The organism is Mesorhizobium sp. WSM4817 (assembly GCF_055811135.1).
Map to the genome: position 1 here is coordinate 145,932 of NZ_JBVVQQ010000007.1, position 26,067 is coordinate 171,998.

Annotated in this window: 27 protein-coding genes and 1 pseudogene; 10 read left to right on the top strand and 18 right to left on the bottom strand. The window is 63.6% G+C overall.

Annotation, left to right across the window (positions count from 1 at the left end; genetic code table 11):
• Positions 1-255: pseudogene (locus AC0L2K_RS12710) on the top strand (hypothetical protein); the annotation flags it as partial.
• Positions 256-387: 132 nt separating this feature from the next.
• Here AC0L2K_RS12710 and AC0L2K_RS12715 read toward each other — a convergent pair.
• On the bottom strand, positions 388-2,610 hold the full coding sequence (locus AC0L2K_RS12715; RefSeq protein ID WP_473523303.1) for an AMP-binding protein: 2,223 nt from the start codon (positions 2,608-2,610) through the stop codon (positions 388-390).
• A gap of 203 nt (positions 2,611-2,813) precedes the next feature.
• Positions 2,814-3,221, bottom strand: coding sequence for a tautomerase family protein (locus AC0L2K_RS12720; protein ID WP_091590519.1), 408 nt, complete (start codon positions 3,219-3,221; stop codon positions 2,814-2,816).
• Between the two features lie 112 nt (positions 3,222-3,333).
• Here AC0L2K_RS12720 and AC0L2K_RS12725 point away from each other — a divergent pair, with 112 nt between their 5' ends.
• Positions 3,334-4,191 (top strand): LysR substrate-binding domain-containing protein, encoded by an 858-nt coding sequence (locus AC0L2K_RS12725; protein ID WP_473477386.1) that lies wholly within the window; start codon positions 3,334-3,336, stop codon positions 4,189-4,191.
• A 171-nt stretch (positions 4,192-4,362) separates the two neighbouring features.
• Here AC0L2K_RS12725 and AC0L2K_RS12730 read toward each other — a convergent pair whose 3' ends face one another.
• The gene (locus AC0L2K_RS12730; protein ID WP_473531497.1) at positions 4,363-5,238 is read right to left on the bottom strand and encodes a DMT family transporter; all 876 of its coding nucleotides are present in this window, start codon (positions 5,236-5,238) and stop codon (positions 4,363-4,365) included.
• Positions 5,239-5,493: 255 nt separating this feature from the next.
• Here AC0L2K_RS12730 and AC0L2K_RS12735 point away from each other — a divergent pair, with 255 nt between their 5' ends.
• Both AC0L2K_RS12735 and AC0L2K_RS12740 read left to right on the top strand, forming a co-directional pair.
• On the top strand, positions 5,494-6,528 hold the full coding sequence (locus tag AC0L2K_RS12735; protein ID WP_473531498.1) for a MerR family transcriptional regulator: 1,035 nt from the start codon (positions 5,494-5,496) through the stop codon (positions 6,526-6,528).
• 142 nt (positions 6,529-6,670) lie between these two features.
• Positions 6,671-7,177, top strand: a complete 507-nt coding sequence (locus tag AC0L2K_RS12740) for an OsmC family protein (RefSeq protein ID WP_128247654.1) — start codon at positions 6,671-6,673, stop codon at positions 7,175-7,177.
• Positions 7,178-7,191: 14 nt separating this feature from the next.
• Here the strand turns inward: AC0L2K_RS12740 and AC0L2K_RS12745 are convergent, their stop codons facing one another.
• From AC0L2K_RS12745 to AC0L2K_RS12815, 15 genes are all read right to left on the bottom strand, one after another.
• On the bottom strand, positions 7,192-7,398 hold the full coding sequence (locus AC0L2K_RS12745) for a hypothetical protein (RefSeq protein ID WP_091590527.1): 207 nt from the start codon (positions 7,396-7,398) through the stop codon (positions 7,192-7,194).
• Between the two features lie 120 nt (positions 7,399-7,518).
• A complete protein-coding gene (locus AC0L2K_RS12750) occupies positions 7,519-8,148 on the bottom strand; it encodes a hypothetical protein (protein ID WP_473531499.1) in 630 nt (209 codons plus the stop codon).
• A gap of 81 nt (positions 8,149-8,229) precedes the next feature.
• Positions 8,230-8,982 carry an SDR family NAD(P)-dependent oxidoreductase gene (locus AC0L2K_RS12755; protein ID WP_473531500.1) on the bottom strand — a complete coding sequence of 251 codons (753 nt, stop codon included), beginning with the start codon at positions 8,980-8,982 and terminating at the stop codon, positions 8,230-8,232.
• Positions 8,983-9,040: 58 nt separating this feature from the next.
• Positions 9,041-10,510 carry an amidophosphoribosyltransferase gene (gene purF / locus AC0L2K_RS12760; protein ID WP_023800717.1) on the bottom strand — a complete coding sequence of 490 codons (1,470 nt, stop codon included), beginning with the start codon at positions 10,508-10,510 and terminating at the stop codon, positions 9,041-9,043.
• 78 nt (positions 10,511-10,588) lie between these two features.
• Complete coding sequence (locus AC0L2K_RS12765; RefSeq protein WP_023800716.1) at positions 10,589-11,257, bottom strand: CvpA family protein; 669 nt, start codon at positions 11,255-11,257, stop codon at positions 10,589-10,591.
• Between the two features lie 27 nt (positions 11,258-11,284).
• A complete protein-coding gene (gene radA, locus AC0L2K_RS12770; protein ID WP_023800715.1) occupies positions 11,285-12,688 on the bottom strand; it encodes a DNA repair protein RadA in 1,404 nt (467 codons plus the stop codon).
• An 80-nt stretch (positions 12,689-12,768) separates the two neighbouring features.
• A complete protein-coding gene (locus tag AC0L2K_RS12775; RefSeq protein WP_473531501.1) occupies positions 12,769-13,281 on the bottom strand; it encodes a hypothetical protein in 513 nt (170 codons plus the stop codon).
• A 2-nt stretch (positions 13,282-13,283) separates the two neighbouring features.
• On the bottom strand, positions 13,284-14,774 hold the full coding sequence (locus AC0L2K_RS12780; RefSeq protein ID WP_023800713.1) for a replicative DNA helicase: 1,491 nt from the start codon (positions 14,772-14,774) through the stop codon (positions 13,284-13,286).
• 206 nt (positions 14,775-14,980) lie between these two features.
• The gene (locus AC0L2K_RS12785) at positions 14,981-15,949 is read right to left on the bottom strand and encodes a small ribosomal subunit Rsm22 family protein (protein ID WP_473531502.1); all 969 of its coding nucleotides are present in this window, start codon (positions 15,947-15,949) and stop codon (positions 14,981-14,983) included.
• A 3-nt stretch (positions 15,950-15,952) separates the two neighbouring features.
• Positions 15,953-16,276 carry a YnfA family protein gene (locus AC0L2K_RS12790; RefSeq protein ID WP_473531503.1) on the bottom strand — a complete coding sequence of 108 codons (324 nt, stop codon included), beginning with the start codon at positions 16,274-16,276 and terminating at the stop codon, positions 15,953-15,955.
• Between the two features lie 83 nt (positions 16,277-16,359).
• Complete coding sequence (locus tag AC0L2K_RS12795; RefSeq protein ID WP_473531504.1) at positions 16,360-17,649, bottom strand: class I SAM-dependent methyltransferase; 1,290 nt, start codon at positions 17,647-17,649, stop codon at positions 16,360-16,362.
• Positions 17,650-17,922: 273 nt separating this feature from the next.
• The gene (rplI, locus tag AC0L2K_RS12800) at positions 17,923-18,507 is read right to left on the bottom strand and encodes a 50S ribosomal protein L9 (protein WP_473531505.1); all 585 of its coding nucleotides are present in this window, start codon (positions 18,505-18,507) and stop codon (positions 17,923-17,925) included.
• Positions 18,508-18,775: 268 nt separating this feature from the next.
• Entirely contained in the window at positions 18,776-19,024 is a 249-nt protein-coding gene (gene rpsR / locus AC0L2K_RS12805; protein WP_006203718.1) for a 30S ribosomal protein S18, read from the bottom strand.
• Positions 19,024-19,515, bottom strand: a complete 492-nt coding sequence (gene rpsF, locus AC0L2K_RS12810; protein ID WP_023800709.1) for a 30S ribosomal protein S6 — start codon at positions 19,513-19,515, stop codon at positions 19,024-19,026. Before rpsF ends, rpsR begins: the two co-directional genes overlap by 1 nt.
• A 298-nt stretch (positions 19,516-19,813) precedes the next feature.
• Positions 19,814-21,739 carry an LTA synthase family protein gene (locus tag AC0L2K_RS12815; protein WP_473531506.1) on the bottom strand — a complete coding sequence of 642 codons (1,926 nt, stop codon included), beginning with the start codon at positions 21,737-21,739 and terminating at the stop codon, positions 19,814-19,816.
• A gap of 267 nt (positions 21,740-22,006) precedes the next feature.
• Here AC0L2K_RS12815 and fabD point away from each other — a divergent pair, with 267 nt between their 5' ends.
• The 6 genes from fabD (at position 22,007) to fabF (ending at position 26,005) form a co-directional block, all read left to right on the top strand.
• Positions 22,007-22,948, top strand: coding sequence for an ACP S-malonyltransferase (gene fabD, locus AC0L2K_RS12820; RefSeq protein WP_473531507.1), 942 nt, complete (start codon positions 22,007-22,009; stop codon positions 22,946-22,948).
• An 83-nt stretch (positions 22,949-23,031) separates the two neighbouring features.
• Positions 23,032-23,253 carry a type II toxin-antitoxin system RelB family antitoxin gene (gene relB / locus AC0L2K_RS12825; protein WP_128247645.1) on the top strand — a complete coding sequence of 74 codons (222 nt, stop codon included), beginning with the start codon at positions 23,032-23,034 and terminating at the stop codon, positions 23,251-23,253.
• Positions 23,237-23,503 (top strand): type II toxin-antitoxin system RelE family toxin, encoded by a 267-nt coding sequence (locus AC0L2K_RS12830; protein ID WP_128247644.1) that lies wholly within the window; start codon positions 23,237-23,239, stop codon positions 23,501-23,503. Before relB ends, AC0L2K_RS12830 begins: the two co-directional genes overlap by 17 nt.
• Positions 23,504-23,545: 42 nt before the next feature.
• Positions 23,546-24,283 carry a 3-oxoacyl-[acyl-carrier-protein] reductase gene (gene fabG, locus AC0L2K_RS12835; protein WP_023800706.1) on the top strand — a complete coding sequence of 246 codons (738 nt, stop codon included), beginning with the start codon at positions 23,546-23,548 and terminating at the stop codon, positions 24,281-24,283.
• 188 nt (positions 24,284-24,471) lie between these two features.
• Complete coding sequence (locus tag AC0L2K_RS12840) at positions 24,472-24,708, top strand: acyl carrier protein (protein WP_006203723.1); 237 nt, start codon at positions 24,472-24,474, stop codon at positions 24,706-24,708.
• Positions 24,709-24,742: 34 nt separating this feature from the next.
• Positions 24,743-26,005, top strand: coding sequence for a beta-ketoacyl-ACP synthase II (gene fabF, locus AC0L2K_RS12845; protein WP_128172739.1), 1,263 nt, complete (start codon positions 24,743-24,745; stop codon positions 26,003-26,005).
• Positions 26,006-26,067: the final 62 nt, after the last annotated feature.

The window sequence follows — 26,067 nt, forward strand, 5'->3', positions numbered from 1 at the left end:
TCCTTTTTGGGGGGGTGTTTTTTTGGGGGTTTTTTTTTTTTTGGGGGGGGGCCCGGGTGGGGGGGGGGGGGCCCCGGCCCCGGGGCGCGGGCGGGGGGGGCGCGGCCCCCCTCGACGCCAAATCTTGCAACGCCAGGCCCGACACTTGAGCCGCGGCGGCGCGGCCTCGGTTTCCTCGGCCTGTCGCAGAACTGGCCGGGCCTGCTGATGATGGCGGTCGGGTTCATCCTGCTGTTGTCGGTGGTGGTCCTCTAATGCATGTCGCCCAAAAGCATGCCCTCGGGCCTGACCCGAAGGTGCGCAGCGGTTTTGGGACAACGAGATGCATTCAAGCAAGAACTTAAAGCGCGTCGCATAAATCCCTCCAGACGCGACGCGCTTTAGGCGCTAGGCCGCCGCGCTGAGCCCCAGTCGGTCAATCGCCAGTTTGCGGGTCGAGACGTAGTCGGTCTTGCCAGAGCCCAGCACCGGGATTTCCTCGACCTTGACGATGTCGTTCGGCACCATCAGATCGGCGGCGCCGGCTTGTCTGCCGAATTTGCGCAATTCATCGGGGTCGGCGTCATCGGCGGTGGTGACCAGCACGATACGCTCGCCGCGGCGCTTGTCCGGCACCGCCACCACAGCGTGGTGCTCTTCCGGCCACAGCGACTGCACCAGCATCTCGACCGCGCCCAGCGACACCATCTCGCCGGCGATCTTGGCGAAGCGCTTGGCCCGGCCGCGAATGGTAATGAAGCCCTCGCGGTCGACAGAAACAATGTCGCCGGTATCGTGCCAGCCGTCGAGCGGCTGCAATTCCCCGGGCCGATCTGAGGTCATGTAGCCCATCATCAAATTCGGCCCCTTGAGCAATAACCGTCCGGCGCCGCTGATGCCCTCGACCGGCTCGAGCTTCATGCGCATGCCCGGCAACAGTCGCCCGACCGTGCCGTCGCGGCCGTGGATGGCGGTGTTGACGGCAACGACGGGCGCTGCCTCGGTCAGCCCGAAACCCTCGATGATCTCGGCCTGGAAGCGCTCCCGGTAGACGCGGCGCGTCTCCGGTTTCACCGCCTCGGCGCCGGCGACGATGAAGCGCAGGCTGGAGAAATCGCCGTCCTTGGCGGTGCGCGCATAGTTGGCGAGGAACGTGTCGGTGCCGAACATGACCGTCGGCCTTGCCTTGCGGGCGATCTCGGGGATCAGCTTGTAGTGCAGCGGCGAGGGGTAGAGGAACAGTTTCACGCCGGTGACCAGCGGCAGGATGGTGCCGCCGGTGAGCCCGAACGAGTGGAACACCGGCAGCACGTTGAGCAGGATGTCGGCCGGCGAGATGGTGATGCGGGCCTCAGCCTGCATGGCGTTGGCGAGAAGATTTCTGTGCGACAGGACCACCGCCTTCGGCGTGCCTTCCGAGCCTGAGGTGAACAGGATCACCGCTGGTTTGGCCGCATTCTGCGGCTGCAGCGGCCAGCGCCACAGCAAGGCGGCGGCGAGCTTGTCCAGTACGGTTACGCTGGCCCGCACATCCTCCAGCCACAACAGCCTGGCGCCGCCTTCCTCTACCGCCGCGACGATGTCAGCGAGGCTGGCCTTGTCGACAAAGGCGCGCGACGAGACCACGGTGCGGATCTCCGCCGTGCGCACGGCGGCGGTGACGCTGGCCGGGCCTGCGGTGTAGTTGATCATCGCCGCCACCCGGCTCGCCGACAACAGGCCAACGAGTGACAGCACGACACCGTTGGCGTTGGGCAGCAGCACTCCAACCGCTTCATTCGGCGCCGTCACCGCCTCGAAGCGGCGGCCCAGCACCCGCGCGCCGATGAACAGCTTTCTGTAATCCAGCGTGCCGCTGACCACGTCTTCGACGATAGGATGCGAGGCGCCGACTCGGTCGGCGGCGTCGCGTATGGCGAGGAACAGGCCGCGGTCAAGATCGCTGCCGAAAAGCCGGGCTTCGGCGAAACGGTCGAACAGCGTATTGGTGTTCGAGGACTGATCAGGGTTTCGCGCCACCAGCTCGGCGATGGTCATCGGCTCCAGCACGCTGATCGACAGGAGCGGAAACCAGCGCCGGGGCGCCTTGTCCGCCGCAGTCAGCGATACCGGCAGAGTGCGCGCGCCGGCGACGAAGATCGGCACGATGCGGGCATCGGCCTGCATGGCGATGCGGGTGACGGCGCGAAACAGGCGAAATGTCTTGATATCAGGCTCCACCGCATCCGGCAGATAGACGGCAAGGCGGCCCTTGCCCTTCAGCACCCGCACCAGCCGGCGGCTGACGAAGACATGCTCAGCGTTGAAAGCGATAGTGCGGCCAAGCTCGCGCCATGGTTCGAGCCAGGGCGATCGCGCCGAGACCTCGTCGAGGATGTGCAGCGTGTCTTCCGGCAGCAGTGACAGCATCAGCGCCGGTTCGAGGCGCGACTGGTGCGAAATGACGTAAATGACCGGGGCGGCTGTTCTGCGGGCGATCTTGATACGATCGTCGGCAATCCGGTAGGCGAGCTTGAACGGCACATAGAGCAGCGCCTGCGTGAAGCGCAGGCCGAGGCGGAATTTTTCCACCACGCCGATCAGCAGCCAGGCCGCGACGAGACCCGCAAGCAGCGCCAGTGTCAGGATCATGCCGCGTCTCTCCCAACAGATTTTAACCTCGCGGCTCTTCCTGACCGCTTCGATGAGAACCTAGACGAAGTGGGCTCAACGTCAATGCGGAGGTGCGGTACCTTCGCATTACTGGCCTGGCCGGCCATGAAAAGTGCGGTGTCTATGTTTCCTTGCGGCAGAGAAAGCGCCTGCGGCATGAGCCTGGATTTGATGGGGGCGGATCACGCCGCCTTCAATCTCCCGCTGATGAAGCGGAATTCCTGTGTCTTGCCACCATAGCCATAGGCGGCGGCCGGGACTTCATGCACGAAGGCATAGCTCTCCTCATGCACCTTGCCCAGCAGGCTGCCAAAGCCAAGGAAGAGCGCCTTGAGATAGGCCTCCAGCTCAAGCTTGGTGTTGGTGCCGTCGACCACCTTGATGTCGAGCCAGAAACTGTTGGCGTCATGCTCGGCCAACGACTTGCCGCCGGCGAACCAGTGCTCGGGGTCATGGTAGGAAATGGCCACCGCTGTGATCGTCGCATCCTTGCGCAAATGCGTGGCGGTCAGTTCGGTCACCTGCCTGGCGATGGCGGCGGACAAAGCGGCATCGGGCTTGCCCGTGACGCTGACATTGATGATCGGCATAATTTCTCTCCTCGGGTTACGCGGCGTCTCTTCGCCGTCGGAGATCATTGCCATCGCTCTTGCGTTATGAATATCGAATTGTTTTCAGAAAAAACTTTGATACTATCGAATTATGCTCGACCCCGACCTCCTCAAAACCTTTCTCGCCTTCGTCGATAGCGGCTCGCTGGCGCAGGCGGCGTCATTTGTCGGGCGCTCGGCGTCGGCGGTGACCACGCAGATGCAGCGGCTTGAGGATAGTGTCGGCGAACCACTTCTGGTGCCGCAGGGAAGAGGGCGCGTCCTGACGCCGGCGGGCGAGGATCTGGTCGGTCATGCGCGGCGCATCCTTGCTGTGCATCGCGAAGCGTGGCTGGCCCTCAAGGGCGTGCGAGCGGATGGGCGCGTGGCGATCGGCACGACACAAGATTTCGCCGACAGCGGCCTCCCAGAGCTGCTCAGGGCCTTTGCCGCGAGCTATCCGCGCGTCAGGATCGAACTGCGCGTCGGCCGCTCCGCCGAATTGGCCGAGGCACTGCAAACCGGCACCCTCGATCTGATGGTCGCCATGCGACAGGCTCCGGCGCCGGACGAGATCGGCGTGCTCCGCGAGCCGATGATGTGGCTCTGTTCGCAAAGAGGCTTGGCCACACGCCAGGACGAACTGCCGCTGGCGCTGCTCGATCCGCATTGCGGCTTTCGCGAAGCGGCGATCGCGGCACTCGACAGGGCAGGCCGCCGCTACCGCATCGCCGCCGGCAGTGCCAGCCTGGCCGGGCTGCGTACGGCGGTGAATGCCGGCATCGCTCTGACGCTGCGGACGGCGCGCTTTGCCCATTCCGGCATCGTCGAGGCACCGCGCGACTTTGGCCTGCCTCAGGTTCCCATCGCCGAGTTCGCCATCCGGCTGCGCCAGGATGCCGAGCCCCCGGCCCAGGATCTGGCTGCGCTGTTCAGCGGCAACCTTGCCTTGCCAGGCGCACCCAGCTGATTTCGCAAAAGAAAAAGCCGACCTTGCGATCGGCTATAGGTTAGACGGGCCGAGGGGTTTGGGGGGACTTGGATGACCCGTCAAAGCCAACAATGCCTGAACCTGTTGATGGTTCCATGACCTTGCTAATTTATTTGCACCCGCAGTTTTATTTTCGGGGGCAAATTTTTCTCAGGCAGAGCGCTGCCTGGCCGCTTGCCAGTCGCGCCCGCCATGGGCGAACACCGCGCAGAGCACGATGGCGCCGCCGATCATGCTGGCGGCTGGCGGGACCTCGGCCAGGAACAGGAAGGCGAACAGGATCGCGAACGGTACTTCAGCCGAGCCCAGCAGGCCGGATTCGGCAGCCGGAATGAGCCGCGCGCCCTCCGTCCACAGAATAGAGGCCAGCGCGAACGACGTGCCGAAGGCGACGAGCAACACTGCGTCCCTGGCCGAGACGGCCAATGGATCGGTGACGAACCAACCGAGCACGAACAAAAGGAATGCCGACACCGCCCCGGCCCACACCACCGGCGTGTCGCGGAAAGCGCGCACCATGATCATGTAGAGCGCGCTGCCGATTGTCATCAGCAGCGCCAGCCCGTCGCCGAACAGATGGCCGGCGCCGAAGCCGGACCAGACCATGATCGCCACGCCGCTGAGCGACACGGCGGCGGCGGCAAGCGTCTGCAGCCGGAAGCGCTCACGAACCAGAATGAAGGCAAGCAGCGCGGTGACGAAGGGCGCAGTGGCGTAGATGATCGCAACATTGGCGACGAAGGTGAACTTGAACGCCGAGATGAAGGCGATGCTGGCTAGCGCGCCCTCGCTCGCCAACAGCCAGCCGCGCCAGCCGAGGCGCAGGCTTTCACGCCCACCGGATTGACGGCGCCGCCAAAGCACATAGAGGGTGATCAGGATCGACCCAACGAAGCCCCGCCAGCAGGTGATGGTCAGCGGATCGGCATGGATCGATTTGGTTAGCACGCCGGTGAGGCCGAAGACGGCTGCCGACGCCGAAACCAGGATGATGCCAAGGGTGCGCTCGGCGGCGGTGTCAGGCATGGTTGGGAATCCGGTCATGTCACCAGACTATGCTGCCCTGTCCTGACATCGTACTGTCAGCAGGGGTTGCCGTATCCTGCAGCCGCTGCGGAAAAGCCCTTTTGCAAATCGATTCATCTCATCAAAGCCGATGTGTCAGTTCGACACGAAGTGGTCTTGCCTCTCCCACGGCTCCTGCGGACCGCGAACATCCCTGTTGACTCAGCCCCAGGGTCAGCCCCGATAGAAAGGCGGTCGACAGCAACAAGGTGATTCATGAACTCTTCCGCCCAGTTCCTGAACGCTTCCGAAGCCGCCGGCCGGCTCGGGGTGTCGGCCAAGGCCCTGCGGCTTTATGAGCAGCGCGGCCTGATCGCTCCGATCCGCACTGCGGCCGGATGGCGCGCCTACGGTCCTGTCGAAATGAGCCGCGCCGCCGAGATCGCGGCCCTGCGCGCGCTTGGCTTCAGCCTGGCCCAGGTGGCGCGGGTGATGGAGGGTGACTCCCGGGGCATGGAGCCGGCCTTGGCCGCACACCAGGCAGTACTCGAGAGCCGGCTGCGCCAGCTTGTCGGCGTAATAGAGAAGATCGGTAGCCTGCGGGACGACCTCGCGCGAGGCGAAGCGCCAAGCGCCGGGGAACTGGCGCGCCTGCTGGCGCCAGAGGCTACGCTCAGCGTCGCTTTCGACCTTCCCTGGCCTTGGGGAGGCGAGCGGTTCGAACTGGGACAGATCCGACCGCTGAACTACATCATCGGCCCGCTGGGCAGTGGCAAGACCCGGCTGGCTCAGCGCCTGGCCGAGACATTGCCTGACGCCGCCTTCCTTGGCTTGGATCGACTGGCGAATGGCTGTGCGGCGGCTCTGGCTCGTGTGGACGCCGACCCCGCTCTCAGGTCGCGGGTCGATCAGACGCTGGCCTGGCTCGTCGAGGACGGTGCCGCGGTGTCCGACGCAATGATCGCTCTACTCGTCGGATTGGAAGCCGAAGGTCCGGCCATCCTGGTCGTCGACATGATCGAACAGGGGCTGGATCAAGCCTCGCAAGAAGCCCTGATTGCCCATTTGCGTCGCCGCGGCCCCGGCGGTCGACCGCTTTTTCTGCTCACGCGCTCCTGCGCGATACTCGACCTGGCGGCTGTCGGCACCGACGAAGCGATCATCCTCTGCCCCGCCAATCACAGCCCGCCAACGTACGTCGCCCGGTACCCCGGCACTCCCGGCTACGAGGCCGTCGCCACCTGCCTGGCCTCACCCGAGGTGCGGGCGCAAACGGACGGCGTCATCGCGTGTCGGCCCCAGGCCGCATGAAAGGCATCAAGTCTAACGACGCAGCAATGTCTGGACAGCTTGTCACTCCGATCCAAATGTCGTGAAATCAAGGTTTAGGCCGTACCGGTTCTATTCGAGTATCGTGACGAGCGATGAAAATGACTGCCGAAAAGGGTTGGACATGGACACCACCGGACTGAAGGCCATGCAGGCGCCGCTCAAGGAGGCGTATCGCGACGACGCATCGCGCGCGCTGATCACGCTTCGGGCCAAGGGCTCGGTCGACGACCAGTCGATCGCCTGCAAGGTCGAGACCGGCAGGGCGCTCGCCGTTGCCGGTCTGCATCCGGCTACTGGCGGTTCCGGGCTCGAACTGTGCTCGGGCGACATGCTGCTGGAGGCGCTGGTCGCTTGCGCTGGCGTAACGCTAAAGGCAGTGGCGACGGCGCTGGAGTTCAAACTCGGCGCCGCCACCGTGGAGGCCGAAGGCGATCTCGATTTTCGCGGCACCTTAGGCGTGGCAAAAGATGCGCCGGTCGGCTTCCGCGCCATCCGGTTGAATTTCAACCTCGACAGCGACGAGCCACAAGAGCGCGTCGACACACTGCTCAAGCTGACCGAACGCTATTGCGTAGTGTTTCAGACCATCAATACGAGGCCGGAACTGACGGTCAGCGCTCAGCGCTGAACGCGCGCCGCCGGCTACTCGCTTTCGCCCTCGTCGGCGAACGGCGAGGCGCTCGGCACGCACTGCACCGACCAGCCGGCCGGCGTTGGCTGCTTCTGATATTCGGTGACGGCGAAGGCGCACTGTTCGCGAGTGTCGAACGTGCTGGGCAGCACCACCATGCCGCCTTGCGGGCCGGCAATCACCAGATACCAGACCAGCGCTACGCTCGGAGCCGCCATGGGATTCCTCGTTTGTTGTGGGAGTCGGGCGATCCTATCAATTCTGGGCAACCGACGAAAGCTCGGCCGGGCGCGGTGGGTCGCCACAGCCGCGTGATGTCCTGCATTTGTTGGGCCGGCTCAGTTTACGGCAAAGCAGTAGAACAGGCCGTCGCCGCCGGTGCTCCTCAGTGCCTCCTGACTGCAGCCGCCGCGTGAAGCGTGAGAGGAATTCCACGATTTGGCGGCGGCCGAATCGTCGAGACCGGTGCGGTCGTGATGGCCCGTCATTACCGCACCTTCCGCTCCGCTGAGCGTCCAGTCGCCGCAGGTCTGGTCGGCAATTTTCGTGCCGTCGGGCTTGGAGCCGGTCAGCACGTCGTGCCGGTTGGGCTTGTCGCTGCGGCCGTTGACCACTTCGCCCTTTTCGTTGAGCGCCGTCTGCTTGGTGATGGCGTTGGCATCGCTATGCAGCGAAGCGACATCGTCCGCAATCTTGACGCCCTTGGCGTTGAACCACGGTCCCGTGCCAATGCGATCGCGCGCATCGGTGTCGCTGGTCGAGAAATAGGCGCGCCATGTCTTGCCCGCAACGCCCGCGGCTTCAGCCAGCGAGGCGCAATGCGCATCGGCGCCCGCGAGGCCGCCGAGATCGGCGCCCTTGCCCGAGCCGACGCTGGTGACGAAGAAGCTCATCGTCGCGTCCTGCGAGGATGCGACGCCGATGGCTGCCAGCGATGCAGCGGCGGTGACGAGAAGCAGTCTGCGCATAGTGGTCCTCCGTTTCGGAAAATCTGGCATTCCAATAACGGCGGCGGCGGCGCAATTCTTCCGTCGAAATGCGCGATGCATCTACTCCGGCTGCCGGTAGGCAACAAAGCGGTTGTGCTTGGCCTGGAAGATCAGCCCGGTTTCCTTAAGCGCCGGGCTGGCCAGCGGCACGATGCGTTTGGCGATCTCCTGGGGATGCGGCAGCGTCTCCGGATCCTCACCGGGCACCGCCTGCGCACGCATGGCGGTGCGGGTGGCGCCGGGATCGGCGGCATTGACCCTGAGGGCCAGGTTTTCCGTCTCATGCGCCCAGGAACGCATCATGGTCTCGACTGCCGCCTTCGACGCCGCGTAGGGCGCCCAGAAGGCCCGCGCCGAATGGGCGGCATTGGAGGAAAGCACGATGGCACGGCCTGCGTCGGAGAGCCTGAGCAACGGGTCGACCGAGCGGATCAGCCGCCATGTCGAGGTAACGTTGATGGTCATGACTTTCTCGAAAGTCTTGGCCTCGACATGGCCGATCGGCGAGATGACGCCGAGCACCGCCGCATTGGCGACCAGGATGTCGAGCTTGCCCCATCGCTCATGGATGGCGCCGCCCAGCCGGTCGATGCCGGCCATATCGGCGAGGTCGAGCGGCACCAGCGTCGCCTGTCCGCCCGTTGCCTTGATCTGGTCGTCGAGATCCTCCAGTCCGCCGACGGTGCGGGCAACCGCGATGACGTGGGCTCCAGCTGCGGCAAGTTCCAGGGCGATGAAGTAGCCGATGCCGCGCGAGGCGCCGGTGACGACTGCGACGCGGCCGGAAAGGTCGAGGCCAGGGGTGGGGATCATGCGAGGGCCTCCGTGAGTAGGCGTGAAACTCGGGAAGGCAATTGGTGTTCCGGCAATCCTACGCCCCGCCCGCCGCCAGCAGCGACAGCGTGCGCACATTGTCCGAACCTTCGAAATCGGCAAGCCGGGTCGGATATTGCCCGGTGAAGCAGGCGTCGCAGAATTGCGGCTGCTCATTGTCGCGGCCGGCCTCGCCGACGGCGCGGTAGAGCCCGTCGATCGACAGGAAACCGAGCGAATCGACGCGGATGAACTCGGCCATCTCTTCCACCGACATGCGCGACGCCAGCAGCTTCGACTTCTCCGGCGTATCGACGCCGTAGAAACAGGAAGCGCGCGTCGGCGGCGAGGCGATGCGCATGTGCACTTCCTTGGCGCCGGCATCGCGCACCATTTGCACGATCTTCTGGCTGGTGGTGCCGCGCACGATCGAATCGTCGACCAGCACCACGCGCTTGCCTTCGATCATGCGGCGGTTGGCGTTATGCTTGAGCTTGACGCCCATGTGGCGGATCGAATCGCCGGGCTGGATGAAGGTGCGGCCGACATAGTGATTGCGGATAATGCCGAGCTCGAACGGGATGCCCGCGGCCTGCGAAAAGCCGATCGCCGCCGGAGTGCCGCTGTCCGGCACCGGCACGACAATGTCGGCCTCGACCGGGCTTTCGAGCGCCAGCTCAGCGCCGATGCGCTTGCGCACCTCGTAAACGTTGCGGCCCTCGACCGACGAATCCGGACGCGCGAAATAAACATATTCGAAGATGCAGAAGCGGGTCTTCTGCGGCTCGAACGGAAACAGGCTCTCTATGCCTTTGGCGGTGACGACGACCATCTCGCCGGGCTTCAGGTCGCGCACGAAACGCGCGCCGATGATGTCGAGCGCGCAGGTTTCGGAAGCCAGGATCCAGGCGCCGTCGAGATCGCCGAGCACCAGCGGCCGGATGCCGAGCGGATCGCGGCAGCCGATCATCTTCTTTGAAGTCATCGCCACCAACGAGAAGGCACCTTCGACCTGGCGCACCGCATCGATGAAGCGCGAGTTGAGATCGCGTTCCCTGCTGGTGGCGACCAGATGCAGCAGTGTCTCGGTGTCGGAGGTCGACGAGAAGATCGCGCCCTGTTTCTGAAGCGCGCGCTGCACCGTCATGGCGTTGGTGAGGTTGCCGTTGTGGGCGACGGCGAAGCCGCCATCGGCGAGCTCGGCGAAAAACGGCTGGATGTTGCGCTGGCCGGCGCCGCCGGTGGTGGCGTAGCGCGTGTGGCCGATGGCGCGGTTGCCTTGCAGGCTGTCGATGACGCGCTGTTTGGTGAACGTATCGCCGATCAGGCCGACATGATGTTCGACATGGAACTGGGTGCCGTCATAGGAAACGATACCGGCCGCTTCCTGGCCGCGGTGCTGCAACGCATGCAGGCCGAGCGTGACGATAGCCGCAGCGTCCTGCCGGCCAAAAATACCGAACACGCCGCATTCGTCATGGAAATGATCGTCAGCCTCGGCGGAAAGCACGTCGTCTGCGTCTGCCATCTTCAGCTCCGCTAAAGTCGCTATATAGTGTGATGACGGCTCGAGAGCAACGTAGAGTTTGCGGCCTTCACATGATCGTCAGTTTGCCGGCGCCGGATTGGCCGGTGCATTGTCGGCCGGTGGCGCGTCGGTTTCGCTGCCGTCGGGCGCCGGAGCATCGTCGCCAGTTGCCGGTGCGTCCGCCGCGGGTGCATCCGCTGCCGGAGGTGTCTCGGCGCCGGTCTCGGGTGCCGGCTGATTCGGATTGAGCCTGTTGAGGATCGCGTTTTCCGGATCCTCGGGCAGCAGGCTTTCGAGCTTGGCGCCGATCGATTCGAGCAGCGGCCGCGACTTGGCATCGGCGACCCAGCCCGGAGCCTTGGGGCCGGCCAGCCAGTTGAAGAACAGCAGGGCCACCGCGACGACCAGGATGCCGCGCGCCGCGCCATAGAGGAAACCAAGCGTGCGGTCGAGCGCGCCGACCCTGGAATCGATGATCCAGTCGGCGAGCTTCATGGTGATGATCGAGACGACGATCAGCGCGACGATGAAGACGATGCCGGCGGCCACCACCATGGCAATCTTCTCATTGTCGACATAGGGCTGAACGTAAGGCAGGACCGGTTGATAGAAAAAGAACGCTGCCGCGGCCGCCGCTATCCAGGAGATGACGGATAGGACCTCGCGCGAAAAGCCGCGAACCATGGCGAGCATCGCCGAGACCAAGGTGAAGCCGACGAGAATTCCGTCAAGCAGCGTAATCGGCATGTCTTTTGCCCCACTTCATGAGCCGCGTCATTCTTGCTCGTCGGCGCGGCTGCGCCGTGAGCCGGCTATGCGCGCCACGAGATCGGCAAGCTCGGTGGGCTGGAAAGCGCCGGCCCCTATCCCCCCGGCAAGTTCCTCGCTGCCCAAGGGCAGAACCGCGCTTCCAAAACCCAGCTTTTCGGCTTCCTTCAGGCGCTGCTGCGCGTGCGCAACCGGCCTCACGGCGCCCGAAAGGCTGATTTCGCCGAAATAGACGCAATCGGCGGGAAGGGCAAGACCGGTGAGCGAGGAAACCAGTGCGGCCGCCACCGCCAGATCGGCGGCCGGCTCCGAGATACGGTAGCCGCCGGCGACGTTGAGATAGACGTCATGCGTGCCAAAGCGGACTCCGCAATGGGCTTCGAGAACGGCGAGGATCATCGACAGCCGGGCACCGTCCCAGCCGACGACGGCGCGACGCGGCGTGCCCAGCGACGACGGCGCCACCAGCGCCTGGATCTCGACCAGCACCGGCCTGGTACCCTCCATGCCGGCGAAAACCGCGGCGCCCGGCGCTTTCGCATGGCGTTCGCCGAGAAAAAGCTCGGATGGATTGGCGACCTCGCGCAGGCCCATATCAGACATTTCGAAGACGCCGATCTCGTCGGTCGGTCCGAAGCGGTTCTTCACCGTGCGCAGGATGCGGTAGTGGTGGCCGCCTTCGCCCTCGAAATAAAGCACCGCGTCGACCATATGCTCGACGACACGCGGCCCGGCGATCTGGCCTTCCTTGGTGACGTGGCCGACAAGCACAATCGCCGCGCCTGTGGATTTGGCATAGCGGATCATCGCCTGGGCGGCGGCACGCACCTGGGTGACGGTGCCGGGCGCCGAATCGGCCATGTCGGTCCACAAGGTCTGGATCGAATCGAGGATCACCAGGTCCGGCCGCTTGCCGTCGGCGATGGTGGCGAGGATGTCCTCGACGTTGGTCTCGGCGGCAAGCTCCACCGGAGTATCGGCGACGCCGAGCCGCTGCGCGCGGAGCCGGATCTGGGCGACCGCCTCTTCGCCCGAGACGTAGACGATGCGGTGGCCCTTGGACGCCAGTGCTGCGGCCGCCTGGGTCAACAGCGTCGACTTGCCGATGCCGGGATCGCCGCCGACCAGAAGGGCCGAGCCGCGCACGAAACCGCCGCCGGTGGCGCGGTCGAGCTCGCCGATGCCGGAAACGATGCGTGGCGCGTCCTCGATGTCGCCGGACAAAGTCGTGAGCACCACGGCGCGGCCCTTGCGCGCATTGCGGGTATTGGCCGGGCCCGAGCCGATGCCGCCGGACGTGCCCTCCTCGACCAGCGTGTTCCACTCGCCGCAGGCATCACATTTGCCAGCCCAGCGCTGATGCACCGAACCGCAATTCTGGCAGATGAACTGGACGCGCGATTTAGCCATGAAATCTCGCATACCTTAGAAGGGAGGCGGATCGAGAACGTCCGCATTTTCGGCCGGGATTTGGCGAGCGCGGATACAATTCAGTGTTTCTTGGCGAGAGCGCGTACTTCGGCAAGCGACTCATCGAGCAACTGCGGATTGGGCGACAGCATCTGGGTGTCGTAAATGGAGATCATGCCTTGAGTTTGGCCTGCAAACTCAGGCTGCGTTTTTCGCGCCTCCTCATCAATCGCGTCGACGTAAAACAAGAAATTTTGCCCAGCCAGAACAGGCACGCCGCATCCTCCCATGATCAGAGTGGTCGTGGAGATCACACCATTCGGTTCCGGGTTGCCCTTGAACACCTCCATTGTCTCGTAGCGAACGTTAACCAGTATCCGACCATCACCCTCATCGGCTGCGACAATTCCAAGCTTTGTCGGACTAAGCTCTGTGGCTGTCACCAAGCCTCGGAACACCAGGGCCGCCTCAGCAAATGTTCGTTGTGGCGTCCAGTTTGCAGGCATTGAACAAGCTGAAGCGACGTCAGGCAGGACAGCCGCGCTGACGAGCACGAGAGTCAGGCGGACAGAAAACCTGAAACGCTTACCCATGTTTACTCAAACCTCTCCGCAATATGATGCTCCTCGGCGAGGTCGGAGAAGCGGGTGAACTCGCCCTGGAAGGCGAGGCTGACCGAGCCGGTCGGTCCATGGCGTTGCTTGGCGACGATGACCTCGGCCTTGCCGCGCATCTCGTTCATCTCGTGTTCCCATTTGATGTATTCGTCGGTGCCCGGCTTCGGCTCGCGGTTCTTCAGGTAGTATTCCTCGCGGTAGACGAACATCACCACGTCGGCATCCTGCTCGATCGAACCCGATTCGCGCAGGTCCGAGAGCTGCGGGCGCTTGTCGTCGCGGCTTTCGACCTGACGCGACAGCTGCGACAGCGCGATGATCGGCACGGCAAGCTCCTTGGCCAGCGCCTTCAGGCCGGTGGTGATCTCGGTGATCTCCTGCACGCGGTTCTGCGAGGATTTGGCGCTCGACCCTTGCATCAGCTGGATATAGTCGATGACGATGACGTCGAGGCCGCGCTGGCGCTTCAGCCGCCGCGCCCGCGCCGAGAGCTGGGCGATCGAGATGCCGCCGGTCTGGTCGATGAACAGCGGGATCTTCTGCATGGTCTGCGAGCAGGCGACCAGCTTTTCGAAATCCATTTCGCTGATCTCGCCGCGGCGGATTTTCGACGACGGGATTTCGGTCTGTTCGGAAATGATGCGGGTGGCGAGCTGTTCCGACGACATTTCGAGCGAGAAGAAGCCGACGACGCCGCCATTTGCCGCCTTGAACGAACCGTCGGCCTGTTGTGCCGGCACATAGGCTTCGGCGATGTTGAAGGCCATGTTGGTGGCAAGCGAGGTCTTGCCCATGCCCGGGCGGCCGGCGATGATGATCAGATCGGACGGCTGCAGGCCGCCCATGCGGCGGTCGAGATCGCGCAGGCCCGTGGCGACGCCCGACAGGTGCCCGTCGCGCATGTAGGCGGCGTTGGCCATGTCGACGGCGGTCTTGACCGCGTCGGTGAAGCTCTCGAAACCGCCATCGTAGCGGCCGGTCTCGGCCAGTTCGAACAGGCGCCGCTCGGCGTCCTCGATCTGCTCGGATGGCGACATGTCCACCGGCGCGTCGTAGGCGATGTTGACCATGTCTTCGCCGACGGTGATCAGGGCGCGTCGCGTGGCGAGATCATAGATGGCGCGGCCGTAGTCGGCGGCATTGACGACGGTGACCGCCTCGACGGCCAGCCGTACCACATATTGCGCAACCGTCATGTCGCCGACCCTCTCGTCGGCCGGCAGAAAGGTCTTCAGCGTGATCGGCGTCGCTATCTTGCCCATACGAATGAGCTCGGCGGCGACCTCAAAGATCTTTCTGTGCAGCGGCTCGTAAAAATGGCCGGATTTCAGGAAATCCGACACGCGGTAGAAGGCGTCGTTGTTGACGAGGATGGCGCCGAGCAGCGCCTGCTCGGCTTCGATGTTGTTCGGTGCCTCGCGATAGAGCGGTGTTTCCGCCACGCCGAATTTTCGTGCTGCCTCTGCCATAACGTCCCCGATTTCGATGCCGGTCTCTCGATATCAGAACGGGATAGGTCGGTGATGACTTATCTGCATCAGTCTTCATTCAATCAGCTTCGGTGCCCGCGATTCACAGCCAAGATTTTTCGGTGGAAAGAATCTCGATTGACTCGAATCAAGACGGCGAGCCTAGCCGTTCTCGGGCGAGAACAAAACAGGAAAATAGCTGCCAATCACTCCGGCAGTGCGTCGCCCCAGTCGAGTCGCCGCGCGGCCTTGAACACATCGCCGTCACGTTTGGTGAACAGTTTCTCGTCGGCGCTGCCGTCCTTCTCGCAAAGTTTCAGCAGGACCTTGCCCGAGCCCGATTTCGGCGGTGCGATCACACGCGCCTGCGGCGGGGCAGCAGCGTGGCGGGAGGCAGCGACATAGATGAATTTCTCGTCCTCCCATGGCACGTCGGCATCCTTGGCCAGCCGGTGCAGGCGCGAACGCGCGACACGGCGCGAAAAATGGCACCAGTCGGGCGGCGCGAGCGGGCAGGGTGACTTATGCGGGCAAGGCGCAAGCACGTGCGCACCCGCCTCGATCAGCTGCCGGCGCACGGCAAGGATGCGCTGCCATCCGGCCGGCGTGCCCGGCTCGACGACCAGCAGCGTGTCGTCGGTCAGGTGCCAGAGCCGGTCGATCAGTTTTGGCAGCGACACCGGTCCGATCTCGTCCAGCACATAGGCGCAGGTGACAAGCTCGGCCGGCTTGAGATCGGCGAGATCGAGGCTGACATCGCCGGCCAGCCAGGCGACCCTGGCCGTCATCGCCTCAGCGGCAAGCGCCGCGCCGACCCGGCGCACCGCCGCGCTCGCCTCGATCAGCACCGCCTGCTCGAGGTCGGGCCAGAGATCGAGCGTAGCCCAAAGCACGGTCCCGGGGCCGGCGCCGACGTCGAGCAGGGTTTTGGGTGCATGATCGGGCCTTGCCTCGCCGACCGCATCGAGACTGGCACGGACAGCGGCATAGGTCGCCGGCAGCCGCGTCGCCAGATAGGCCTTGACCGCGATCTCCTCGGCCATATGCAGGCGGCCGTCGCGCAGTTCGGCGCGATAGCGGTCCGACAGCGTTTTTGCCGCTTGTTTCAGCGTCGGCAGCGGCACTTTTTCGAGGAGGCGCTCGACGCCCTGTCGAAGCGGGATAGGCAGTTCCATAGCTCAGGCACCCCGAGGTGCGAGCAGGATCACCGAGGCGCCAACGATGCAGAGCGCGGAACCCGCAAGGTCCCAGCGGTCGGGGCGCACGCCTTCCACCAGCCACAGCCATCCGAGCGAGGCGGCGATGTAGATGCCGCCATAGGCGGCATAGGCGCGGCCCTCAGCACTGATGTCTACCAGCGCCAGCAGGAAGCCGAACAAAGCGAGCGAGACCAGGCCTGGCGCCAGCCACAGCGGCGACTTTTCCAGCCGCCACCACGCCCAGATCGAAAAGCAGCCGGCGATCTCGGCAAGGGCAGCAACGATGTAGATGAGATAGGTCATGAAAAAAGTCTCGCGGCGACGGCGAGACCTTTTTCAGCGTGTGGGCCGGCAATGGCAAGCGGCAATGCGTGATCGCCGGCGGTCTATTCCATATCCGCCACCTTGCGGCGCCGGGCGGGCTTGGCGGCAGGGGCTTTTGGACGATGCCCCATGTCGCGCAGCTGCAACGCCTTCTCGCATTTGGCCATATAGTCACGAGACATCGGCAGCGTGTCGTTCTTCTTGGCGATTTGGATTTGGAAGACCACCAGATCCTGCCAGCGGAAAGCGGCTTCCGAGGCTGCCAGATAGAACTCCCACATGCGGCAAAACCGTTCGTCATAGATCGCCTTGGCCTTGTCGCGGTTGGCGGCAAAGCGCTGGCTCCAATGTCTCAGCGTCTCGGCATAATGTAGCCGCAGGACTTCGATGTCGGTGACGATGAGGCCCGACTTTTCGATCGCCGGCATCACTTCCGACAGCGAGGGGACGTAGCCGCCCGGGAAAATGTATTTGCGGATGAAGGCGCTGGTTGCCCACGGCGCGCCGGAGCGGCCGATCGTGTGCAGCAGCATGACGCCGTCCGGCTTCAAGAGCGTCGCCGATTTGTCGAAGAAGGTGCGGTAGTGGTTGACGCCGACATGCTCGAACATGCCGACCGAGACGACGCGGTCGAAGCGCTCGTTGATCTCGCGGTAATCCCTCACTTCGAAATGCACGCGGTTTTCCAGGCCTTGCGCATGGGCGCGGTCGGTGGCGACGCCATGCTGCTCGGTCGACAACGTCACACCTTGCACGTCGACGTCGAAGGACTTGGCGAGATAGAGACCGAGCCCACCCCAGCCGGAGCCGATGTCGAGCACCGTCTGGCCGGCCTTCAGCCTGAGCTTGGCGGCAATATGGCGCTTCTTGGCTGCCTGCGCCTCGTCGAGCGTCATGTCCGGCTGCTCGAAATAGGCGCAGGAATACTGCATGTCGCCGTCGAGGAAGAGCCTGTAGAGGTCGCCTGACAGATCATAGTGGCGCTGCACGTTGCGGCGCGCGCGCGCCGCCGTGTTGATCTGCTGCAGGCGGCGGAAAGCGTGACGCAGGCCTTCTATCGCCTTCGACCAGGTGGCATCGATGCCGCCGCTATCCATGTTCTGGAAGGCGATGCGCATCACCCCCAGCACGCCGCCCTCGAGTATGTCGAGCTCACCGTCCATATAGGCTTCCGGCACCGCCAGCATCGGATCGAAGCTGATGGCGCGCTCGGCATGCGTGGTCTTGATGTGCATGTGCACCAGATCGCCGCTGCCGTCACCGAAAGTCACGGAGAGGCCTTTCGGTCCGGTGACCTTGAGATTGCCGGTGCGCACCAGGCGGTCGAGAATGCGTTTCAGCAGAATATTCATGAACAAATGTCCCCTCTCGGTCAGACACGCTGTCTCGGCGCATGACCCGACAATCGAAATCGATTTCGGAAAGGATCATGCGCCGAACCAAAGTCCTCGTCCTTTGCGCGTCCAAACGACGCGCGGCGCTATAGTCTGCATCAAGATATAGGGGGTCGAAAAGTTCCGTTTGGCACAAAAAAGCCCGGGCGAGGCGCCCGGGCGTTGGTCCAGAAATGACTGGAAGCCGACGAAACGTTTTAAAGCGCCGCTCTGACGCCTTGTGACGTGCAATCAGCCGTTGTCTTCGCCGCCTTCGAACTCGGCATTGGGATCGAAGAAGTTGTCCGGGCGCGCATTGTCGTTGATGTCGTCGCCATAGATGGCTTCGGCTGTGGTCAGCGTCTCGCCCTTGGCCTGGCGCTCGGCTTCGTCGGCCGTGCGGGCGATGTTGATCGTGATGGTGACCTCGACTTCCGGATGCAGGGCGATCGCCACATTGGTCAGGCCGATGGTCTTGATCGGCTGGTTGAGTAGGATCTGGTTGCGGTTGACCGAGAAACCTTCCGCCGTCAGCAACTCGGCGATGTCGCGGGTCGACACCGAGCCGTAGAGCTGGCCGGTTTCGCCGGCCGAACGCACGGCGATGAAGCTCTTGCCGTCCAGCTTCTCCGAAATCTGCATCGCCTCGGACTTGCGCTCGAGGTTGCGGGCTTCGAGCTGGGCGCGCTGGCCTTCGAATTTCTTCTTGTTGGCTTCGTTGGCGCGCAGCGCCTTGCCCTGCGGCAGCAGGAAGTTGCGGGCGAATCCATCCTTGACCTTGACGGTATCGCCCATCTGGCCGAGGCGGGAAACGCGTTCGAGAAGAATGACTTCCATGATTTTGTTCCTTCGTTTGGGGCGCCAAGTCACTGGCATCGACGCCGAATTGTCTGGAACAGGTCAGGAAGCTGAGGGCGTCGCCGCCGATGTCGCTGTCCTGCCTGTCGCGGCAGTTAGAGGTCTTCACCTCAACCCGGGATTTGATGGCAACCCTGCGGCGCCCGTCGCCGTGGGAAAAGCGGGCGGCGAACCGCCCGCTGGCTAGACCATGATCCCGAAAAGTGGAAACCGGTTTTCGGATAAGATCATGGTCACCTAATCAGTGTTAGCGAACCACGTAGGGCAGCAGGCCGAGGAAGCGGGCGCGCTTGATCGCCTTGGCGAGCTCGCGCTGCTTCTTCTGGCTGACGGCGGTGATGCGCGACGGCACGATCTTGCCGCGCTCGGAAATATAGCGCTGCAGAAGACGCACGTCCTTGTAGTCGATCTTGGGCGCGTTGGCGCCGGAGAACGGGCAAGTCTTGCGGCGGCGGTGAAACGGGCGCCGGGTCGGGATCTGGTTGATGTCGACCATTATTCTGCACCCCCTTCAACAGCTTCGCGCGGACGGCGCGGGCCACGGTCTGCACCATCGCCACCGAAGCTGCGCGGCGGGCGATCGCCACGGTCGCCGCGATCGCGGTCGCCGAACGAGCGCGGGCCACGGTCACGGTCGCCGAAGCCGCCGCGTTCCGAGCGCTCTTCGCGCTTCTGCATCATTGCCGACGGGCCTTCCTCATGCGCATCGACCTTGATGGTGAGGAAACGCAGCACATCCTCGGACAGGCCCATCTGGCGCTCCATCTCGTTGAGCGCGGCCGGCGGGCAGGTGATGTCCATCAGCGTATAGTATGCCTTCCGGTTCTTGTTGACCCGGTAGGTGAGGGACTTCAATCCCCAGTTCTCGACCCGGCCGACGGACCCGCCATTCGCGGAGATGACGCTCTTGTACTGTTCGACAAGCGCATCGACCTGCTGCTGCGAGAGGTCCTGCCGGGCAAGAAACACATGTTCGTAAAGAGCCATATTGTTCTTTGCCTTTCTTCGTTTCTCTCCCGGTCCCGGCGGCAAAAGCCTCTGCAACTTCTCTGACCCGGCGATCCCTGGCTGGGCGGGGAAGAAAGGAGCATGACGAGACGGTCGAGAGCGGAGACACGGGAGGCGGAAGCGCTTCTGGCTCCACACGAAGGTTTCGAAAAACCTCCGGCCCTCCGTTCAGCCCCCAGCAAGGACCGGCAGATTGCGGGCGTCTATACAGGAATTTGGCCGCAAGACAAGGGCGAGCCGAAAAACCGCCGCGCTCAGGACGACATGTCGCGCATCTTCAGCTTGTATGCGGGACCCGCTTGTTCACCGTCTCCGGGAAGAAATCGGGCGCTGCACGGCGCTTGCCGAACATCATGTCGTATTGCAGCAGACGGAAATCGCGAATCGCCGGGTCGATTTGCTTCTTGCGCGCCCAGTCGGGCGTGTCCTCGCCCGTCGGCGTCAATAACAAATTGCGGTCGACGACGCTGTAGCGCTCGCGCATCTGGCCGAGGAAGCCGGTGTAATAGGGGTGGCTGATCCCGGCCGTGGTCAGGATATGGTAGGGCAGGAAAGCCGGGCTTACCGCACCCATATCCGCGGCCGGCCCGGTGCGGTTCGACCATACCACCAGCGGCGTCTTGTGATGCAGCAGCATCTGGTCGGGCGGCTCCTTGCGCGGCGCGACGTTATCCCTAAGGAAGCCGGTCTCGACATAGACCGGACCGAGCGGCGGCAGATGGTCGCCGAAGAAGGCGATGACCGTCGGTCGCCGCCGGTTCTTCGCCCATTCGATGAGGCGCTCGAGGCTCTTGTCGGCGTCGGATGCGCCTTCCGTGAAGCTCAGCAGCGAATCCTTTGCCCACTGGCTGGTCGGAGCCTGCACCTTGTGGGTCGGATTGTAATAGCGATTCGGTTCGTAGGGTCCGTGGTTTTGCAGGCTGACGGCGAAGTAGAAGAACGGATCGTCCGTGGCGTCGGCTTCGCGGATGATCTCGTCGGTCATCGCCGCGTCCGACGTCAGCGGCCCGCGCTTTTCGAGATATGGCATGTTTTCTTCGGACTTGAAGTCATCGAAGCCGAAATCGGCATAGACCGGCGTTCGGTTCCAGAACCAGCTTGTACCCGGATGGATGGCGCGCGTCTCATAGCCCTGGCTCTTCAGGAACGTCGCCATCGACGGCACCGGCGCGCGGACATATTGCTGGTAGGGGATACTGCCGGCCGGCAGGAAGGCGTTGGAAAAGCCGGTCAGCGCCTCGAACTCGACATTGGCGGTCATGCCGCCGAATTCGGGCGAGAACACGTGACCGGAGCGAAGCGCCCGCACATTGGGAATCGGATCGGGCGTGATGGTGACGCCGGGCAGTTCGGTCGGATCCCAGAAGGATTCGCTCATGACGATGATGATGTCTGGCTTCTCGGCCGGCACCGATGCCTTCACGCCAGATCTTTCGATCGCCGCGATCGCCTTGTCGGAGTAGCCGGCAGGCGCGGGGACATGGGCCATTGGCACGTTGAGGGCGAAGGCCAGTGCGAAGCCGTTGGAGGCGTAATTTTCCTTCTGGTCCCACATGATCGGGATGATTTGCAGCCGGTCGCGGGTCCACGAGAACGTCGCGTAATCCATGATCGACACGAAGAAGGCGAGCAGCGGCACGGTCAGCGTCAGCCGGGCCAGGCGCCCCTTGCGACCGAGCGCCGGTACCCGGCGGCGCCACAGCCGCCAGCCATAAACGAGCAGCGAGAGGCTGCCGACGATGCCGACCGCCAGAGCGATGGCGGTTCCCGGACGTTCGCGCACCAGCAGCGGCATCAGCGCCACGATCTGACGTGAATAGAGGAAATCGGTCGGATAGAGCGGATCGCCGAGATAGAGCGATTTCTGGTGGCCGACAAAGGCTAGCGCCAGCGTCAGCGGCGCGACGATCATCAGGCTCTGGTGGCTGCGGCCGAGCACGGCATCGAGGCCGATCAGGATCAGCGCGAAGATGATGATGGTGGTCCAGCCGGGCTTGAAGGGCTGCAGGAAGAAGCCGACGGTGCCGGCAAAGTCGCCGCGCACGATCAGTTCGATGGCAAAAACCAGGATGGTGGCGGCGAGAAGGCTGACGAGGCCATAGCGGATAACAGGCCATTTCCGGCCCGGCAGATAGCCGGTGGCCGGATCGCCTTCCAGAAACTGTGGCGCGGATTTGCCAACGCCTTTCTTGATCCTTGCCACCTTACAATTCCCCCGACCATACACAAAAGTGTCATTGAGCTGTCATGGATATGTCACGAAAAGCTAGCGTCTGTGGCTGAAATAAGAAGAGCCAGCAAACGAATCGTGAGCGATTTTCATCATGAGTGATCGAAAAAAAGCCTTTTGGAACAGGTACTCGGCCAGCGATACCGAGCCGGAGCGGCCCGGGTCGGGCTGCTAGCGGACTTGACTTGTCCGCCCGCCTTGCGTCACAGGCAGGAAAAATCAGCCGCTTGGGAGGCACGCATGGCAGTCGCATTCACCTTTCCGGGACAGGGCAGCCAGGCTGTCGGCATGGGCAAGGACCTCGCCGACGCCTTTCCGGAATCGCGGAAGATCTTCGAAGAGGTTGACGACGCGCTCGGCGAAAACCTGTCGAAGCTGATCTGGGAAGGGCCGGAAGAGAGGCTGACGCTGACCACCAATGCCCAGCCGGCGCTGATGGCTGTGTCGCTCGCCGCCATCCGGGCGCTGGAATCGCGCGGCCTCTCGCTGAAGCACAAGGTCGCCTATGTCGCCGGCCACTCGCTCGGCGAATATTCGGCACTTGCCGCCGCCGGTTTCGTTTCGGTCGCCGATGCCGCCCGGCTCTTGCGTATCCGCGGCAATGCCATGCAGGCGGCTGTGCCGGCCGGCGAGGGCGCCATGGCGGCCATCATCGGGCTGGAACAGGCCGATGTCGAAGCCGCCTGCGCTGAAGCGGCCAAAGATTCGATTTGCCAGATCGCCAACGACAATGGCGGTGGCCAACTGGTGATCTCCGGCGCCAGGGCGGCCGTCGAGCAGGCGGCGAAGCTGTGCACGGAAAAGGGCGCCAAGCGGGTGCTGATGCTGCAGGTCTCGGCGCCCTTCCATTCGGCGCTGATGGCACCGGCGGCCGAGGCCATGCGCGAGGCGCTGGCCGGCGTGACGAAGAACACGCCGTTCGTACCCGTGGTCTCCAACGTGTCGGTCACGCCGTCCAGCGATCCGGATGCGATCGCCCACCGCCTGGTCGAACAGGTGACGGGGCGCGTGCGCTGGCGCGAAACGGTGGAATGGTTTGGTGCCAACGGCATTGCGACGCTGTACGAGGTGGGCGCCGGCAAGGTGCTGTCGGGACTGGCGCGGCGCATAAACCGCGACATCGCCACCGGCGCCGTCGGCACGCCAGCCGAAGTCGAGGCGGCGTTGGTGGCGCTCGATTGAACCATGCGCGTCCGGCTGATGCGGGCGCTTGAATTCTTGGCCTCGTCGGGATATGTGAATACATGTATTCACAGGAGATCGGAATGCCGACATCAATCCGACTTGCCCCCGAAATCGAAGAGCGTCTGGATTTTCTCGCGGCCAGGACTGGCCGCAGTAAAGCTTATTATCTGCGCGAACTCATCGAGCGCGGTCTTGAGGACGTGGAAGACTATTACCTCGCGGCCGAAGTGCTGGAGCGGATCAGAAGCGGCGACGAGGACGTCATGACAGCCGAGGACTTCTGGCGTGGCCTGGACGCTTGAATATGCCCGCTCGGCGCGCAAATTTATTGAAAAACTGGATCCGCAGACACGTCACCGGCTCCGCGACTTCATCGAGAACCGTATTGCCGCCCTCGACAATCCGCGTGAAGCCGGCAAGCCGCTGAAGGGACCGTTAGCGACTTTTTGGAGGTACCGGGTTGGGGATTATCGAATTATCTGCGATGTGCAGGACAAGCGGCTCGTCATTCTGGTGGTTACAATAGGCCACCGCAGTGATGTCTACAGGTAGCCACATTCGCCGGCCTGTCCGATTTGGAAGAGGATCAAAGACATGTTCGAATTGACCGGCCGCAAGGCGCTCGTCACAGGCGCATCGGGAGGCATCGGCGAGGCTATCGCCAGGGTGCTGCATGCGCAGGGCGCTGTCGTCGGCCTGCACGGCACCCGCGTCGAGAAGCTGGAAACGCTGGCGGCCGAGCTCGGCGACCGGGTCAAGCTGTTCCCGGCGAACCTTTCCAATCGCGACGAGGTTAAGGCGCTCGGCCAAAAGGTCGAGGCCGATCTCGAAGGCGTCGACATTCTCGTCAACAATGCCGGCATCACCAAGGACGGGCTTTTCGTGCGCATGGCGGACGCCGACTGGGATTCGGTGCTTGAGGTCAATCTGACCGCCGTGTTCCGGCTGACCCGCGAACTCACCCATCCGATGATGCGGCGCCGGCATGGCCGCATCATCAACATCACCTCTGTGGTTGGCGTCACCGGCAATCCCGGCCAAACCAACTACTGCGCCTCCAAGGCCGGCATGATCGGCTTTTCCAAGTCGCTGGCGCAGGAGATCGCCACGCGCAACATCACCGTCAACTGCGTCGCCCCGGGCTTCATCGAATCGGCGATGACCGACAAGCTCAACGACAAGCAGAAAGAGGCGATCATGGCGGCGATTCCGACACGGCGCATGGGCACCAGCGCCGAAGTCGCCTCCGCCGTCGCTTACCTCGCTTCCAACGAAGCCGCCTATGTCACCGGCCAGACCATTCACGTCAATGGCGGCATGGCGATGATTTGACAGTTGCGGGAAACACCCCTTTTCGCCTTGGAGCCCGGCCGATTTTCGTGTAATGCGGCCCGCAACCCGGCGGTTCGGGCAAAAACCGGTCCGGTGCCGTTGCGTTTCCGACAGGACCATCTTTCAGCTTGATTAGCGGCATTCTGCCCGCTAACGAAGACAGACAAACAAAAGACGAGGATGCCCAAATGAGTGACACCGCAGAGCGCGTCAAGAAGATCGTTATCGAGCACCTTGGCGTCGATGCCGACAAGGTGACGGAGCAGGCGAGCTTCATCGATGATCTGGGCGCGGACAGTCTCGACACGGTCGAACTCGTCATGGCGTTCGAAGAAGAATTCGGCGTCGAGATCCCGGACGATGCGGCCGAAACCATCCTGACTGTCGGCGATGCGGTGAAGTACATCGACAAGGCTTCGGCCTGACGCTATTTGCAGTCATCACCGAGGAGGACCTGCGATGAGGCGTGTCGTCGTCACGGGCCTTGGGCTGCTTTCGCCGTTCGGCGCAGGCTTTGAGCACGGCTGGAAGGAACTTCTGACCGGCCGCAGCGCAGCCAAGCGGATCACCGAGTTCGAGGTGGAGGATCTTGCCTGCAAGGTCGCCCACGTCATCCCGCGCGGCAATGGTGAGAATGCCACCTTCAATCCCGAGACCGTTCTCGAGCCGAAGGAACTGCGCAAGATCGGCGACTTCATCCTCTACGGGATCGCGGCCGCCGACGAGGCGCTGAAGGATTCGGGGTGGGCGCCGAAGACGCATCAGGAGCAATGCGCCACCGGCGTGCTGATCGGCTCCGGCATCGGCGGCATCGAAGGCATCGCCGAGAACGCGATGATCCTGAAGGAGCGCGGTCCGCGCCGCATCAGCCCGTTCTTCATCCCCGGCCAGATCATCAATCTTGTATCCGGCCAGGTTTCGATCCGGCATGGGCTGAAAGGCCCCAACCACGCCGTCGTCACGGCTTGCTCCACTGGTGCGCATGCCATCGGCGATGCCGCCCGGCTGATCATGTGGGGCGATGCCGACGTGATGGTCGCAGGCGGCACGGAAGCGCCGGTGACGCGGCTGTCGATCGCCGGCTTCGCCGCTTGCCGGGCGCTGTCGACCGACCGCAACGACGCTCCGGAAACGGCCTCGCGTCCCTATGACCGCGACCGCGACGGCTTCGTCATGGGCGAGGGCGCCGGCGTCGTCATTTTGGAGGAACTGGAACACGCCAAGGCGCGCGGCGCCAAGATCTATGCCGAGGTCACCGGTTACGGCTTGACCGGCGATGCCTATCACATCACCGCGCCGGCCGAAGATGGTGACGGCGCCTTCCGTTGCATGGTTGCGGCGCTGAACCGGGCCAAGCTGACGCCCGCAGACGTCGACTACATCAATGCGCACGGCACCTCGACCATGGCTGACACGATCGAACTGGGCGCCGTCGAGCGGCTGGTCGGCAACGCCGCTTCGAAAATATCGATGTCGTCGACCAAGTCGTCGATAGGCCACCTTCTGGGTGCGGCGGGCGCCGCCGAGGCGATTTTTTCGATCCTCGCCATTCGCGACAACATCGCGCCGGCCACCATCAATCTCGACAACCCGGAGCGCGAATCGGCGATCGACCTGGTGCCGCACAAGCCGCGCGCCCGCCAAATCGACGTGGCGCTGTCCAATTCTTTCGGCTTCGGCGGCACCAACGCCTCGCTGGTCTTCCAGCGCTACAATGGCTGACCGGTCCGCCGACCGGCACGGTCTATGCGTGTCGTCAATTTTGCCATATTCGCTCCTACTGT